Here is a 13,405-nt window from a genome sequence, read left to right on the forward strand (position 1 = left end):
ATAGCAATCTCCGATCAGACACATCAATTGTAGCTATTTCCCTGATCAGTCCACGATGTGGAATGGTTGGGCGTGTCCGGAATCCGGACAAACCTCCCCGCAGTCTCAATGTTTCTGGAGAAGCGAACGTGCTCACGATCGGTGACAAGTTCCCCGAGTTCGACCTCAAGGCCTGTGTCGACCTGGACGCCGCGAGCGCCTTCGCCGACATCGACCACAAGACCTACGAGGGCAAGTGGAAGATCGTCTTCTTCTGGCCGATGGACTTCACCTTCGTCTGCCCGACCGAGATCGCCGCGTTCGGCAAGCTGAACGACGAGTTCGCCGACCGTGACGCCCAGATCCTCGGTGTCTCCGGCGACTCCGAGTTCGTGCACCACGCCTGGCGCAAGGACCACAAGGACCTGCGCGACCTGCCCTTCCCGATGCTGGCCGACATCAAGCACGACCTGATGCGCGCCTGCGGCGTCGAGGGCGAGGACGGCACCGCCCAGCGCGCCGTGTTCATCGTGGACCCGAACAACGAGATCCAGTTCGTCATGGTGACCGCCGGCTCCGTCGGCCGTAACCCCAAGGAGGTCCTGCGGGTGCTGGACGCCCTGCAGACCGACGAGCTGTGCCCGTGCAACTGGAACAAGGGCGAGGACACCCTCGACGCCCAGGCCCTGCTGGCGGGCTGACCCATGGCTCTCGACGACCTGAAGGCCGCCCTCCCGGACTACGCCAAGGACCTCAAGCTCAACCTGGGCTCGGTCATCGGCAACTCCGACCTCCCCGCCCAGCAGCTCTGGGGCACCGTGCTGTCCTGCGCGATGGCCACCCGCAGCCCCGGCCTGCTGCGCGAGCTGGAGCCCGAGGCCAAGGCCAACCTCTCCCCGGAGGCGTACACCGCCGCCAAGGGCGCGGCCGCGATCATGGGGATGAACAACGTCTACTACCGGACGCTGCACCTGCTCTCCGACAAGGAGTACAGCACGATGCGGGCCGGTCTGCGGATGAACATCATCGGCACCCCGGGCGTCGAGAAGGTCGACTTCGAGCTCTGGTGCTTCGCGGTCTCGGCCATCAACGGCTGCGGCCAGTGCCTCGACTCGCACGAGGCCGTCCTGCGCAAGGCCGGCGTCGAGCGCGAGGTCATCCAGGCCTCGATGAAGATCGCCGCCGTGCTGCAGGCCGTGGCCGGCGTCCTCGACTCCGAGGCCGCCCTCGCCGCCGTCAACGCCTGACGCGCGCCGTCACCCCTGACGGGCCCCTCCGCTTGCCGGAGGGGCCCGTCGGCGTTTCCCCCGTCCTCCGGCCCGCCCGACTCCGCTACAGTGCCAGGCGATCCGTGCACGACCGTCGGCCCGAGGAGGGAACCGAGGTGTCCGACCGTCCGGCGAACGGCGGGGGCTTCCAGATCGACACCGACCTGCTGCGGCAGGCCGCCGGGAAGGCCGGCGAGGCGGCGGCCCCGATCCCGGGCCAGACCGGGGCTCTGCTCGACGCCTCCCAGCAGGCCGTCGCCGGGCTGCGGGGGCTCCACTGCGGCACCGCGCTCGACGACTGCACCAGCGCCTGGCACCTGCTCTTGAACGGCCTCCACACCACGATGGACGGGCACGGCCGAAACCTCGAAGCGGCCGCCCGCCACTACCGGGGCACCGACCGGCAGAGCGGCGCGCGGTTCGCCCCGACGGTGGCACAGCAGCGGAACTTCGTCCGGCACTTCGGGTAGCGGGCCGACCGGATGGACCTCGCGACGCTGCGCGACACCGACTTCTCCCTCCTGCACAGCACCGCCGACGCGTACGACAGACTGCACGGCGACTTCGGGCGGAACCTGGAGGACTGGCGCACCGGAGTCGACCGGTGCGTCGCCGCCGCCGGCTGGACCGGGCCGGCCGCCGACGCGGCGACACCCGCCCTGCGGTCGACCACCGACGAGCTGACGGCTGCCCGTGGCGGGATCGGGCGGATCGGCAAGCTCCTGAGGACCGGCGCGGACGCCCTGGTCCTCGCCCAGTCGGCGCTGCGCACGGCCCTGGAGGACGTGCGGACGGCGGGCATGGCGGTCGACGAGCGAGGCGCCGTCGCCTGGCCGCCGGGTTCCAGCGCCGAACAGCACGATCCCGAGTACCGCCGGAGCCGCGAACGCACCGCCCGCGAACTCGCCACCCGCATTGCCACCGCCCTGACCGAGGCCGGCGACGTCGACCGGGCCGTCGCCGCCCAGCTCCGGCACTACACCGCCCGCGCCCACGACGGCAGCGCCCTCGACCCGGCCGCCGCCGCCCGGGACCGGATCGACCCGGCGCTGGCCCTGGGCCCCGTGCTCGACGCCGCGCTGCCGAGCGCGGACGCCTCCCCCACCGAGGTCACGGCCTGGTGGAACGGTCTCCCCGCCGAGGAGCGGCAACGGCTGATCGAGGAGCATCCGGAGCTCGTGGGCAACCGCGACGGAATCCCGTCGGCCGCGCGGGACCGGGCCAACCGGATCCTCCTGCCGCGGCTGCTGGCGAGGTACGAGGGCTATCCGGCACCGCTCGACGACAGGACCAGGCTCAAGCTCGAAGGCTTCCGCAGGATCAGCGAGCGGTTGGGGTCCGCGGGGCAGGACCCTCCGGTCCTCCTGCTCGGCATCGGCGAGGAGGGCCAGGGGCGGGCCGTCCTGTCCTTCGGCGACCCCGACACCGCCCGGAACGTCACCTCCCTCGTCGGCGGCCTGGGCACCGAGTTGCAGCGCATCGGCGGAGGGGACGCCGACCGCGCCAGGGCCGTGTACGACGCGGCCAGGCGCGCCGACCCGGCAGCGTCGACGGCGTCGATCGCCTGGCTGGGCTACGACGCCCCGCTGGGGGGCGACGTCCTGTCGCGCACCGACGCCGAGGCGGGGGCGGACGCGTACCGGCGGTTCCTCGCCGGCCAGCAGGCCACCCATCGTGGCGCCCCGGCCCACAGCACCGCGCAGGGACACAGCTACGGCTCGCTCGTGGTCGGCCTGGCCGCACGACGCCCCGGTGGACTGGCGGCCGACGACGTCATCCTGGTCGGCAGCCCGGGCACCGACGCGTTCCACGCCTCCGACCTCTCGGTCGGCGCCGGTCACACCTACGTCGGGGCCGCCCAGTGGGACTACGTCTCCCGGAGCGGCTGGTACACCAGGGATCCGGCGCGGGCCGACTTCGGCGCCCAGCGCTTCGCCGTCCCGGACGGTTCGCCCGACGGTTCCGCGCACTCGTCCTACTGGGCCGACGGCCCCCGCCAGGACCGCACCTCGGTCGACAACATCGGGCAGATCGTCACCGGCCACGGCGACCGGATCACGCGGCAGGCCCCGCGCGGTGGCCGGCCGTGACCCGGATCGACGGGACACCCGGACCGCCCCGGCCGCCCCGACCGCTCGGACCGCCCCGGCCGTCGCTCGGCGGGCCGGTCGTCAGTCGGCCGCCGTGGCGGGCTGGACAGCCGTCGGCTGGGCCGCGGCCGGTTGGGCGGCCGTCGGCTGGGCGGCCGCGGTGCGTTCCGCGGCCTCGCGGGCGGCTTCGAGGGCGGTGAAGACCGCCTGGCCGGCCTCGTTGCGGCGGCGCAGGTGGCCGACCACGGTGTTGGTGACGGCGATCAGCGGGACGGCGACCACCGCACCGCCGATGCCGCCGATGATGCCGCCGGCCGCGACGCCGAGAACCACGCCGAGCGGGTGGACCCGGACGGCCCGGCCGAGGATGAGCGGCTGGAGGATGTGGCTCTCCACCTGCATCACCGCGATCAGCACGACCAGCACCATCAGGGCCGTCCACGGCCCCTGGGTGACCAGGGCGATCAGGACCGCGACCGTTCCGGTGACCAGGGCGCCGACCAGCGGGACGAAGGCGCCCAGGAAGATGATCACGGCCAGCGGCAGGGCCAGCGGCACGCCCAGCAGGTCGATGCCGATGCCGATGCAGACCGCGTCGATGAAGGCCACGCACACGGTGCCGCGCACGTACGCGGTGAGCGTCGCCCAGGCCTTCGGGCCGGCGCCGGCCATCGCGAAGCGGGAGTGCCGGGGCAGCCCGCGCAGCGCCCAGTTCCAGATCCGCTCACCGTCGTAGAGGAGGAAGAAGGTGGTGAAGAAGGTCATCAGCAGCGACGTCAGCACCTCGACGGCGATCTGCGCGCCGGTGATCGAGGCCGAGGTGAGCTGATCGGTGTTGGTGGTGATGGCCTTGGTGATCTGGTCGGCGAAGTCCTTGATCTGCTGCTGGGTCAGGTGCAGCGGTCCGGTCACCATCCAGTCCCGCAGCTGGTTGACACCGTCCTTGACCTGGGCCGTGACGTCCGGCAGGTTGGTGGACACCTGCCAGACCACGAACCAGCCGACCAGCCCGATCCCGGCCAGGCCGCTGAGGAAGACCCCGCCCGCGGCGAGCGATCGCGGCACCCCGTGCCGCCGCAGCCAGGAGACCGAGGGTTCCAGCAGCGCGCTGATCAGCAGCGAGGCCAGCACCGAGAAGGCGACCAGCCGCAGCATGTCGACGACGTAGAAGAGGACGTAGAGGGCGGCGCCGAGCAGCAGCAGCCGCCAGGTCGACTCGGCGGCCACCCGCAGGCCCCACGGCACCGCCTCGGCGGGGGTGGCGGGCCGGCCGGGGTGGTACTCCCGGCCGAGTCCGGCGTGCGGGACGGGGGCGGACGGTGGGACGGCCGCGGCCGTCGGGGCCGTCGGCTCGGGTGCCGGTGCCGGGGGCTCGGCCACTGCCACGGCGGCGACCGCCCCGGCCGCGGGCGCGGGGGCGGGCGCGGGATCGGCGCGCGGGACCGGGACCGGTCCGGGCGCCTCGGCCGGGAGCTCGTGCGGATCGGCCGCCATCGCGGCGCGTCGGCGCCGTTCGATCACGGCGGCCGCACTCGCCACCACGGCCATGCCCTTGGCCACGGCCTTGAAGGCCTTTCCGCCCCGCGCCATCCCCGCTACCACCGCTTCCCTGCCGCACCCGCCGGGTCCGGCGGTAACGCCGTGGGTCCCGCCACGGCCGTCAGGGATGACGCTACCCGGCGGGGAGCGGGCCGGGCCGCCCGCCGGGGAGGTTCGACGCGATCGCTTCCCCTGCAGATTCAGACAAAACGCCAGGTTTCAGATGGTTTCGCCCACGCACGGCTGGGGAGGAGACCGAACAGGACGACCGGGTCGTCCCAGCCGTCCCGCTCATCCCGTCGACTCCTGGTCGACCACCGAAGAAGCCAACCGCCGGCGGACCGGCCGGTGCGGGAAGCAACCAGGACCCCTTCCCGCGCCCCGCGTCCGCACCCAGGACCGCACCGCCCGCGGGCGCACTGGTCAGCGCAGCCCGGGCGGCGCGGCCCGCCCTCGTCGGCCCTCCGGAGCGCCACGACCCGGAAGCACCACGGCCCCCGGCCGCTCGTCGAACGGGACGAGCGGCCGGGGGCCGTGCGGAGTGCGTCGCCCCGCGGGGCGACGGGCCCTCCTAGTACCAGCTGTGGGCCTGCCAGAACGACCAGGCACCGCAGGGGCTGCCGTAGCGGCTGTTCATGTAGCTGAGGCCCCACTTGATCTGGGTGGCCGGGTTGGTGCGCCAGTCGGCGCCGGCCGAGGCCATCTTGGAGCCGGGCAGTGCCTGGACCAGACCGTAGGCGCCGGAGCTGCTGTTGGTCGCGGTGTAGTCCCAGCCGCTCTCGCGCTTCACGATCTGGCTGAAGCACTGGAACTGGGCGTCGTTGCCGACGATCTGCCGGGCCATGTCCTGGACGGAGCCGGGGCTGACCGAGACGGCCGGAGCGCTGTCGTCCACCGCGGCCATCGCCGAACGCGACTTGGAGCGGTTGGCGGCGGCGGCATCGGCGGCGCGCTGGTCGGCGGCGGCCTTGGCGGCCTTGTCCGCGTCGGCCTTGGCCTGGGCGTCGGCCTTCGCCTGGGCGTCCGCGGCGGCCTTCTGGCGCGCGGCCTCCTCGGCGGCCTTCTGCTCGGCGGCGGCCTTGGCCGCGGCGTCGGCGGAGGCCTGCTGGGCGGATGCCTGCTGGCCGATGTTGTCACTGACGGTCTGCGCCTGGGCGCCAGAGGGGACTTCGGCAAGCAGGGTCGCGCCGGCGACGTCGACCGTCTGCGTCGTCTTGCCCTCGCTGCCCGAGGCCATGCCTACGACGGCACCGACAGCGGTGACGGCGGTGGCGGAGGCCACAGCAACTCCCCGGACCGAGATCCGAGTCACATGCATTCCTTCCAGCATCGCCCACGCGTGACCGTGCGGACGCAACATGCCCCTTGGCACGGACCTCCGCACGGTGCTCTGGTCACGGGAGGTGCTGGCCCGGCGTCCGGCCGAGGTGAGGCGACCGGGCGTTGGAATCGGGCGGCGTACGGCTCAGCGGTCTTCAATTGTGCGTCCACCGACCGGAGTTGGTGGACCTTCCGGGGCCTGACTTCCGGGCTCCGGAAGCCCTGCCGCGCCGTACGCGGGGCCTGACAGAACCCTCACCATGCCGCACCGGGCACTGCCGACGCAATTCCCGCCTGCGTGGCGCATGTCACATCCACCGCGCGGGAGTTCTCCGGACAGAAAGCACTCGATGTGATGAAAGGGACGGGGCCCGCTCCCTCAGGAACGGGCCCCGCGCCATGAGTTGACCTTATTGTCCGACTATGCCCCGATCAGGGGCGGTTCACGGGTGGATGTCCTCCAGCATCTCCGTGACCAGCGCCGCGATCGGCGAACGCTCCGAGCGGGTGAGCGTGATGTGGGCGAAGAGCGGATGCCCCTTCAACTTCTCCACCACCGCCACCACTCCGTCGTAGCGGCCGACCCGGAGGTTGTCCCGCTGCGCCACGTCGTGGGTGAGCACCACCCGCGAGCCCTGGCCGATCCGGGACAGCACCGTCAGCAGGACGTTGCGCTCCAGGGACTGGGCCTCGTCCACGATCACGAAGGCGTCGTGCAGCGAGCGCCCCCGGATGTGGGTGAGCGGCAGCACCTCCAGCATCCCGCGGGAGATGACCTCCTCGATCACGTCCGGGGTGGTGACCGCCGAGAGGGTGTCGAAGACCGCCTGCGCCCAGGGGCCCATCTTCTCCGCCTCGGAGCCCGGCAGGTAGCCGAGTTCCTGGCCGCCGACCGCGTACAGCGGCCGGAAGACCATCACCTTGCGGTGCTGCCTCCGCTCCAGCACCGCCTCCAGCCCCGCGCACAACGCCAGCGCCGACTTCCCGGTGCCCGCCCGGCCGCCCATCGACACGATGCCGATGTCCGGGTCGAGCAACAGGTCCAGCGCCACCCGCTGTTCGGCGCTGCGCCCGCGCAGTCCGAACGCCTCGCGCTCGCCGCGAACCAGCCGGACCCGCCCGTCGCCGGTCACCCGGCCGAGCGCCCGGCCCCGCTCCGAGGTGAGCACCAGTCCGGTGTGCACCGGCAGCTCGTCCGTCCCGTCGACGTCCACCGCGGCGTCGTGGCCGGCCGCGAACAGCGCGTCCACCTGGTCGGCGGCGACGTGCAGTTCGGACATCCCCGTCCAGCCGGAGGTGATCGCCAGCTCGGCCCGGTACTCCTCGGCGAGCAGGCCCACCGAGCTGGCCTTGATCCGCAGCGGGAGGTCCTTGGACACGACGGTGACGTCGTAGCCCTCGGCCTGCAGGTTGCGGGCGACCGCCAGGATCCGGGTGTCCGCCTCGCCGCCGGCCCGGTAGCCGACCGGCAGTATCGAGACGTCCGAGTGGTTGAGCTCGACCCGGATGGTCCCGCCCAACTCGCCGACCGGGATCGGCTCGTCGAGCCGGCCGTGGCGGATGCGGTAGTCGTCGAGCAGACGCAGCGCCTGGCGGGCGAAGTAGCCCAGCTCCGGGTGGTGCCGCTTGGCCTCCAGCTCGGTGACGACCACCACCGGAAGGACGACCTCGTGCTCCTCGAAGCGGGTCATGGCGAGCGGGTCCGCCAGGAGCACGCTGGTGTCGAGAACGTACGTGCGCCGGTCTGGTGTCCGGCGGCTCTTGGAACTGACCACTAGGCCTCCAGAGCGGATGACCCTGCGTCATCCGCGGCAAGCCGGCCCCCGCTGCCCCGGTGGCCTCGGGGCCGGACTGCCTGGAGTATTCCCAGGCGGGGAGCGGTGCATTCGCGCCCTCGGCGAACTGACGGATCATTGCCGGTGAACGTTTGGCCCCGCGCGCGGCCCGGGTAGGCCAGGCCTACGGCGGTCATTCCACCCGGATGCACCCCGGGATGCACCCCGGACGCAGCCAGGGCCCGCCCCGGAGCCGTCCGGAGGCGGCTCCGGATCAGGGGTCAGAGACCCATCCGCCGGTGCCGCTGCTCGAAGGCGCGCAGCGCGCGCAGGAAGTCGACCTTGCGGAAGGCCGGCCAGTACGCCTCGCAGAAGTAGAACTCGCTGTGGGCGCTCTGCCAGAGCAGGAATCCGGACAGCCGCTGCTCGCCCGAGGTGCGGATGATCAGGTCCGGGTCGGGCTGGTTGGCGGTGTAGAGGTGCTCGGAGATGTGCTCGACGGTCAGGATCTCGGCGAGTTCCTCGATCGGGGTGCCGCGCCCGGCGTGCTCCTGGAGCAGCGAGCGGACGGCGTCGGCGATCTCGTGCCGGCCGCCGTAGCCGACCGCGACGTTGACGGTGATGCCGTCGATCCCGGCGGTCTCCTCGGCGGCGCGCTTGAGCACGTCGGCGGTGTGCTGCGGGAGCAGGTCCAGCGCGCCGACCGGGTTGACCTTCCAGCGGCGGGCGGCGGCCAGGCCGGTGACGGCGTCCTCGATGATGCCGAGCAGCGGGACCAGCTCGTCGGCCGGGCGGTCCAGGTTGTCGGTGGAGAGCATCCACAGGGTGACGACCTTGACGTGGGTCTCGTCGCACCAGCCGAGGAACTCGCTGATCTTGTCGGCGCCGCGCTGGTGGCCGTACGCGGTGGACCCGCCGGTGGCCCTGGCCCAGCGGCGGTTGCCGTCGAGGATCACGCCGATGTGGTGCGGGGTGCGTGCGAGGTGGACCTCGACCCGGCGGCCGTAGAGTCCGTACATCCCGCCCAACAGGGTGCGCAGCCCCGGCGTCCGTTCGGCGACATCGCGCAGACCCATGGTTTCCCGGCCCCTCCGTACTCGTTCAGGCTGGTGCGTCACCGCCCCGGCGCAGCCTACTCCGGCGCGCAGGCGCACGGTAAAGCCCCAGGTAGCGGTCTGGTCACGGTCCTGTACGAAGTCTGTCGCGACGGGCGTGTCGCGGCCTGCCGGGCGGGCCTCCCGGCGCGGACACGGAACGGTCTCCGAATCCTTAAGGGAGCCGTAAGCCGGTCTTCCGATGCTTGACGACCGGCAATGGTCTAGTCCAGCTTTTGACCCGGGGCGGAACGGAACCCGCCGCCCCGTCGAGTCACCTGCGGACCCCTCCCCCACACGCGGCCGCCGCGCCCCCCACCGCGGCGGCCGCTCCTTCCCCAGGAGCGTCACCCATGGCCCGTACGCCGAACGCGCCCGCGCACAAGCGCCGGCGCAGCCCCCTCCCTGCCCTCGCGGCCGGCGCCACCGCCCTCGCCCTGGCCGGCGGCGGCCTCGCCCTCTTCGCCGGCGGCGCCAGTGCGTCGGTCGGCAACCTGGTCACCAACGGTGGCTTCGAGAGCGGGCTGGGCGGCTGGTCCTGCACCGGCGGCGCGACCGCGGTCTCCTCGCCGGTCCACTCCGGCAGCGGAGCGCTGCAGGCCGCCCCGGGTGCGGGCGACACCGCCGAGTGCTCCCAGACGATCAGCGTGCTGCCCAACACCGCCTACACGCTGAGCGCCTGGGTGCAGGGCCCGTACGTCTACCTCGGCGCGCGCGGCACCGGCGGCACCGACCCGTCCACCTGGTCGAACCAGAGCGGCTGGAACCAGCTGTCCACCGGCTTCACCACCGGGGCGAGCACCACCAGCGTCACCGTCTACCTGCACGGCTGGTACGGGCAGGGCGCCTACCTCGCCGACGACGTGGCGCTGATCGGCCCGGGCGGCACCTCCACCCCGTCGCCGACGGCCACCCCCACCCGGACGCCGACCCCGACGCCGACGGCCACCGCCACCGCCACCGCCACGCCTACCCAGACCGCGACGCCGACCCCCACCCCGACGCCGACGGCCACGCCGACCTCGACCCCGACCACCCCGCCGGCCACCGGCCTGCCCGCGCACGTGGTCACCGGCTACTGGCAGAACTTCGACAACGGCTCGACCCCCCAGCGCCTGAGCGACGTGCAGAACGCGTACGACATCATCGCGGTCTCCTTCGCCGACGCCGTGCCGACCCAGACCGGCGCGATCAGCTTCACCCTGGACCCGGGCCTGTCCAAGGCGCTCGGCGGCTACACCGACGCCCAGTTCCGCGCCGACATCAGGGCCAAGCAGGCGGCCGGCAAGAAGGTCGTCCTCTCCATCGGCGGCCAGAACGGCGCGATCAGCGTCGGCGACGCCACCGCCGGGGCGAACTTCGCCAACAGCGCCTACACGGTCCTCAAGGACTACGGCTTCGACGGCATCGACGTCGACCTGGAGAACGGCGTCCAGCCCGGCCCGCTCGGCAACGCGCTGCACGCCCTCCAGGCCAAGGTCGGCCCCGGCTTCGTGCTGACCATGGCCCCCGAGACCATCGGGATGTACAGCACCTCCGGCGCCTACTTCCAGCTGGCGTTGAACACCAAGGACATCCTGACCGTCGTCAACACCCAGTTCTACAACTCGGGCGGCATGAACGGCTGCGACGGCAAGGTCTACAACCAGGGCACGATCGACTTCATCACCTCGCAGGTCTGCACCCACATCCAGGGCGGCCTGCGGCCCGACCAGGTCGGCATCGGCGTCCCCGCCTCCAGCCGGGCGGCCGGCGGCGGCTACGTCGACCCGTCGGTGGTGAACAACGCGCTCAACTGCCTGGCCACCGGCAACAACTGCGGGAGCTTCGTGCCGCCGGCCAAGTGGCCCACCATCCGGGGCGCGATGACCTGGTCCACCAACTGGGACGCCAACAACGGCAACGCGTTCTCGAACGCGGTCGGCCCGTTCGTCCACAAGATGCCGTGAGCGGCTCGCTGGTCTGACTCCCTTCGGCGCGCCGCTCCTTGAGGGCGGGGCCCGGCGCGCCGACGAAGGGGCCCGCCGTACCGGTGCCGGTACGGCGGGCCCCTTCCGTCATCCGCTCACCGGGCGAGCACCGCGACGAGCGCGCCGAGCAGCAGGAACGGGCCGACCGGGACTTCGACCCCGCGCCACGGGCGTCGGCGGACCAGCAGGGCGGCGGCCCGCAGGGTGCCCCAGAGCCCGGCGAGCACCACCGCGGCGAACAGCCCGCCGATCGCGACCCACCAGCCGTACCAGCCGAGCAGCCCGCCCAGGGCGAGCCCGAGCGGTGAGTCCCCGGGGCCCAACGCGCCGATCTGGACCGCGACTTCGAGCAGCGCCCCGACGGTCAGCGCGACCAGCAGGCAGCGCAGCAGCACCCCCGGGCGCCCCTCGGCCAGGGCCGCCACCGCCAGCAGCGCGGCCACCCCGGCCAGCAGCGGCACGCTCAGCCGGTACGGCAGCCGGCGCACCCGCCCGTCCGTGAAGCCGAGCGCCACACCGAGCGCGCCCGCCCAGGCGAGCGCCGCGGTCTGCGGCCCGTCCGCCGCGACCGCCACCGCGACCGCCACCGCCGCCGCGACCGCCTCCACCGCCCCGGCACCGGCGCCGAGGCGGCCCCGGCAGCCCGGGCAGCGGCCGGTCGGCGGCAGCAGCCGCCCGACCGCGCGGCCGCACAACGGGCAGGCCTCGCACCAGGGTTCGCCCTCGGGCACGGCGAAGCGGGCGATCAGCCCGCGCAGCAGCGGAGCCAGCAGGAGCCCGACCAGCACCGCCCCGGACACGACCGCCACCACCGGCCCACCCCCTCGTCGTCGACGCACCGGGGCCCATCTTCCCGTCCGCGGCGGCCAAGCGGTGTGCCGTCCGTCTCGTTCCGGACGGGAAACCGGCCGCGTTCCTCGCATACGCGAGCATTCCGGGCATCGGGCCGGTAGTTCGCAAGGCCGATCGATCGTGGCGCCTGCCGATCCAAGGAGGGCCTTCGGGGTACCGCGAGCCGTCTCCCCGGATGCCCGACGCGGGGCCCCGGCGTGCCCCTAAAGTAGGCAGACATGCAGGTCATCCAGTCCAGCAAGCTCGCCAATGTCTGCTACGACATCCGCGGCCCGGTTCTCGACGAGGCGATGCGGCTGGAGGAACAGGGCCACCGCATCCTCAAGCTCAACACCGGCAACCCGGCCACCTTCGGTTTCGAGGCGCCCCCGGAGATCCTCCAGGACATCCTGCGCAACCTCGCGAACGCGCACGGCTACGGCGACTCCAAGGGCCTGCTCGCGGCCCGCCGCGCGGTGGTCATGCACTACGAGGAGCGCGGGCTGCACGGACTCTCCGTCGACGACGTCTTCCTCGGCAACGGCGTCTCCGAGCTCATCCAGCTGGCCATGACCGCGCTGCTGGACGACGGCGACGAGGTGCTCGTCCCGGCGCCGGACTACCCGCTGTGGACCGCCTCGGTCTCGCTGGCCGGCGGCACCGCGGTGCACTACCGCTGCGACGAGCAGGCCGAGTGGTACCCGGACCTCGCCGACATCGAGGCCAAGGTGACCGACCGGACCAGGGCCATCGTGGTGATCAACCCGAACAACCCGACCGGCGCGGTCTACCCCCGCGAGGTGCTGGAGGGCATCGTCGAGATCGCCCGCCGGAACAAGCTGGTGGTCTACGCGGACGAGATCTACGACAAGATCCTCTACGACGACGCCGAGCACGTCCCGCTGGCCACCCTGGCCCCGGACCTCTTCTGCGTCACCTTCAACGGACTGTCCAAGTCGTACCGGGTCGCGGGCTTCCGCTCCGGCTGGATGGTGCTCTCCGGCGACCGCCAGCGCGCCCACAGCTACATCGAGGGCCTGACCGTGCTCGCCTCGATGCGGCTGTGCGCCAACATGCCCGCCCAGCACGCGGTGGCCGCCGCGCTCGGCGGACGGCAGTCGATCAAGGACCTCGTGCTGCCCGGCGGCCGGCTGCTCGCCTCGCGCGACGCCGCGTACGAGCTGCTGAACCAGATCCCGGGAGTGAGCTGCGTCAAGCCGAAGGGTGCGCTCTACGCCTTCCCCCGGCTGGATCCGAAGGTCTACAAGATCAAGGACGACGCCCAGATGGTGCTGGACCTGCTGCGCTCCCAGCGCATCCTGCTGGTCCAGGGCACCGGTTTCAACTGGCCCGAGCCGGACCACTTCCGGCTGGTCACGCTGCCCCGGCCGGAGGAGATCACCGAAGCGGTGACCCGGATCGGCGACTTCCTCAGCGGCTACTCGCAGCCCTGACCCCCCCGCCGCGGAGGGGGAAACACTACGGCCGGAGTCCCGGCCCGGGTGGTCTCCTTGGTCGGGGAAAGACCACCTGGCGGAA

General features: G+C 72.6%; 11 protein-coding genes. 6 read left to right on the plus strand and 5 right to left on the minus strand.

What is annotated here, in order from left to right; genetic code table 11:
• Positions 1 to 128 precede the first annotated feature (128 nt).
• From ACZ6Z8_RS09705 to ACZ6Z8_RS09720, 4 genes are all read left to right on the plus strand, one after another.
• A complete protein-coding gene (locus ACZ6Z8_RS09705; protein WP_030286645.1) occupies positions 129 to 680 on the plus strand; it encodes a peroxiredoxin in 552 nt (183 codons plus the stop codon).
• Between the two features lie 3 nt (positions 681 to 683).
• Positions 684 to 1,226 (plus strand): alkyl hydroperoxide reductase, encoded by a 543-nt coding sequence (locus tag ACZ6Z8_RS09710; protein ID WP_270144495.1) that lies wholly within the window; start codon positions 684 to 686, stop codon positions 1,224 to 1,226.
• A gap of 137 nt (positions 1,227 to 1,363) precedes the next feature.
• Positions 1,364 to 1,717, plus strand: a complete 354-nt coding sequence (locus ACZ6Z8_RS09715; protein ID WP_465607917.1) for a type VII secretion target — start codon at positions 1,364 to 1,366, stop codon at positions 1,715 to 1,717.
• Between the two features lie 12 nt (positions 1,718 to 1,729).
• Entirely contained in the window at positions 1,730 to 3,337 is a 1,608-nt protein-coding gene (locus ACZ6Z8_RS09720) for an alpha/beta hydrolase (protein WP_465607919.1), read from the plus strand.
• 81 nt (positions 3,338 to 3,418) lie between these two features.
• Here ACZ6Z8_RS09720 and ACZ6Z8_RS09725 read toward each other — a convergent pair whose 3' ends face one another.
• From ACZ6Z8_RS09725 to ACZ6Z8_RS09740, 4 genes are all read right to left on the minus strand, one after another.
• On the minus strand, positions 3,419 to 4,927 hold the full coding sequence (locus tag ACZ6Z8_RS09725) for an AI-2E family transporter (protein ID WP_465607921.1): 1,509 nt from the start codon (positions 4,925 to 4,927) through the stop codon (positions 3,419 to 3,421).
• 520 nt (positions 4,928 to 5,447) lie between these two features.
• Entirely contained in the window at positions 5,448 to 6,188 is a 741-nt protein-coding gene (locus ACZ6Z8_RS09730; RefSeq protein WP_402812155.1) for an aggregation-promoting factor C-terminal-like domain-containing protein, read from the minus strand.
• Positions 6,189 to 6,639: 451 nt separating this feature from the next.
• Positions 6,640 to 7,971, minus strand: coding sequence for a PhoH family protein (locus tag ACZ6Z8_RS09735; protein WP_465607924.1), 1,332 nt, complete (start codon positions 7,969 to 7,971; stop codon positions 6,640 to 6,642).
• 281 nt (positions 7,972 to 8,252) lie between these two features.
• Positions 8,253 to 9,047, minus strand: coding sequence for an isoprenyl transferase (locus tag ACZ6Z8_RS09740; protein WP_465607926.1), 795 nt, complete (start codon positions 9,045 to 9,047; stop codon positions 8,253 to 8,255).
• A 371-nt stretch (positions 9,048 to 9,418) separates the two neighbouring features.
• Here ACZ6Z8_RS09740 and ACZ6Z8_RS09745 point away from each other — a divergent pair, with 371 nt between their 5' ends.
• Complete coding sequence (locus ACZ6Z8_RS09745) at positions 9,419 to 11,014, plus strand: chitinase (protein WP_465607928.1); 1,596 nt, start codon at positions 9,419 to 9,421, stop codon at positions 11,012 to 11,014.
• Positions 11,015 to 11,130: 116 nt separating this feature from the next.
• Here ACZ6Z8_RS09745 and ACZ6Z8_RS09750 read toward each other — a convergent pair whose 3' ends face one another.
• Positions 11,131 to 11,844, minus strand: coding sequence for a prepilin peptidase (locus tag ACZ6Z8_RS09750; protein ID WP_465607930.1), 714 nt, complete (start codon positions 11,842 to 11,844; stop codon positions 11,131 to 11,133).
• Between the two features lie 261 nt (positions 11,845 to 12,105).
• On the opposite strand from ACZ6Z8_RS09750, the gene ACZ6Z8_RS09755 reads away from it, so the two are divergent.
• Entirely contained in the window at positions 12,106 to 13,320 is a 1,215-nt protein-coding gene (locus ACZ6Z8_RS09755; RefSeq protein WP_465607932.1) for a pyridoxal phosphate-dependent aminotransferase, read from the plus strand.
• Positions 13,321 to 13,405 lie beyond the last annotated feature (85 nt).

Source organism: Kitasatospora sp. NPDC101108 (assembly GCF_055584725.1).

Bases quoted from the DNA above. Each gene is read 5' to 3' on its own strand.
- ACZ6Z8_RS09710 (WP_270144495.1), top strand. From the start codon at position 684: ATGGCTCTCGACGACCTGAAGGCCGCCCTCCCGGACTACGCCAAGGAC.
- ACZ6Z8_RS09720 (WP_465607919.1), top strand. From the start codon at position 1,730: ATGGACCTCGCGACGCTGCGCGACACCGACTTCTCCCTCCTGCACAGC.
- ACZ6Z8_RS09725 (WP_465607921.1), bottom strand. From the start codon at position 4,927: ATGGCGCGGGGCGGAAAGGCCTTCAAGGCCGTGGCCAAGGGCATGGCC.
- ACZ6Z8_RS09740 (WP_465607926.1), bottom strand. From the start codon at position 9,047: ATGGGTCTGCGCGATGTCGCCGAACGGACGCCGGGGCTGCGCACCCTG.
- ACZ6Z8_RS09745 (WP_465607928.1), top strand. From the start codon at position 9,419: ATGGCCCGTACGCCGAACGCGCCCGCGCACAAGCGCCGGCGCAGCCCC.
- ACZ6Z8_RS09755 (WP_465607932.1), top strand. From the start codon at position 12,106: ATGCAGGTCATCCAGTCCAGCAAGCTCGCCAATGTCTGCTACGACATC.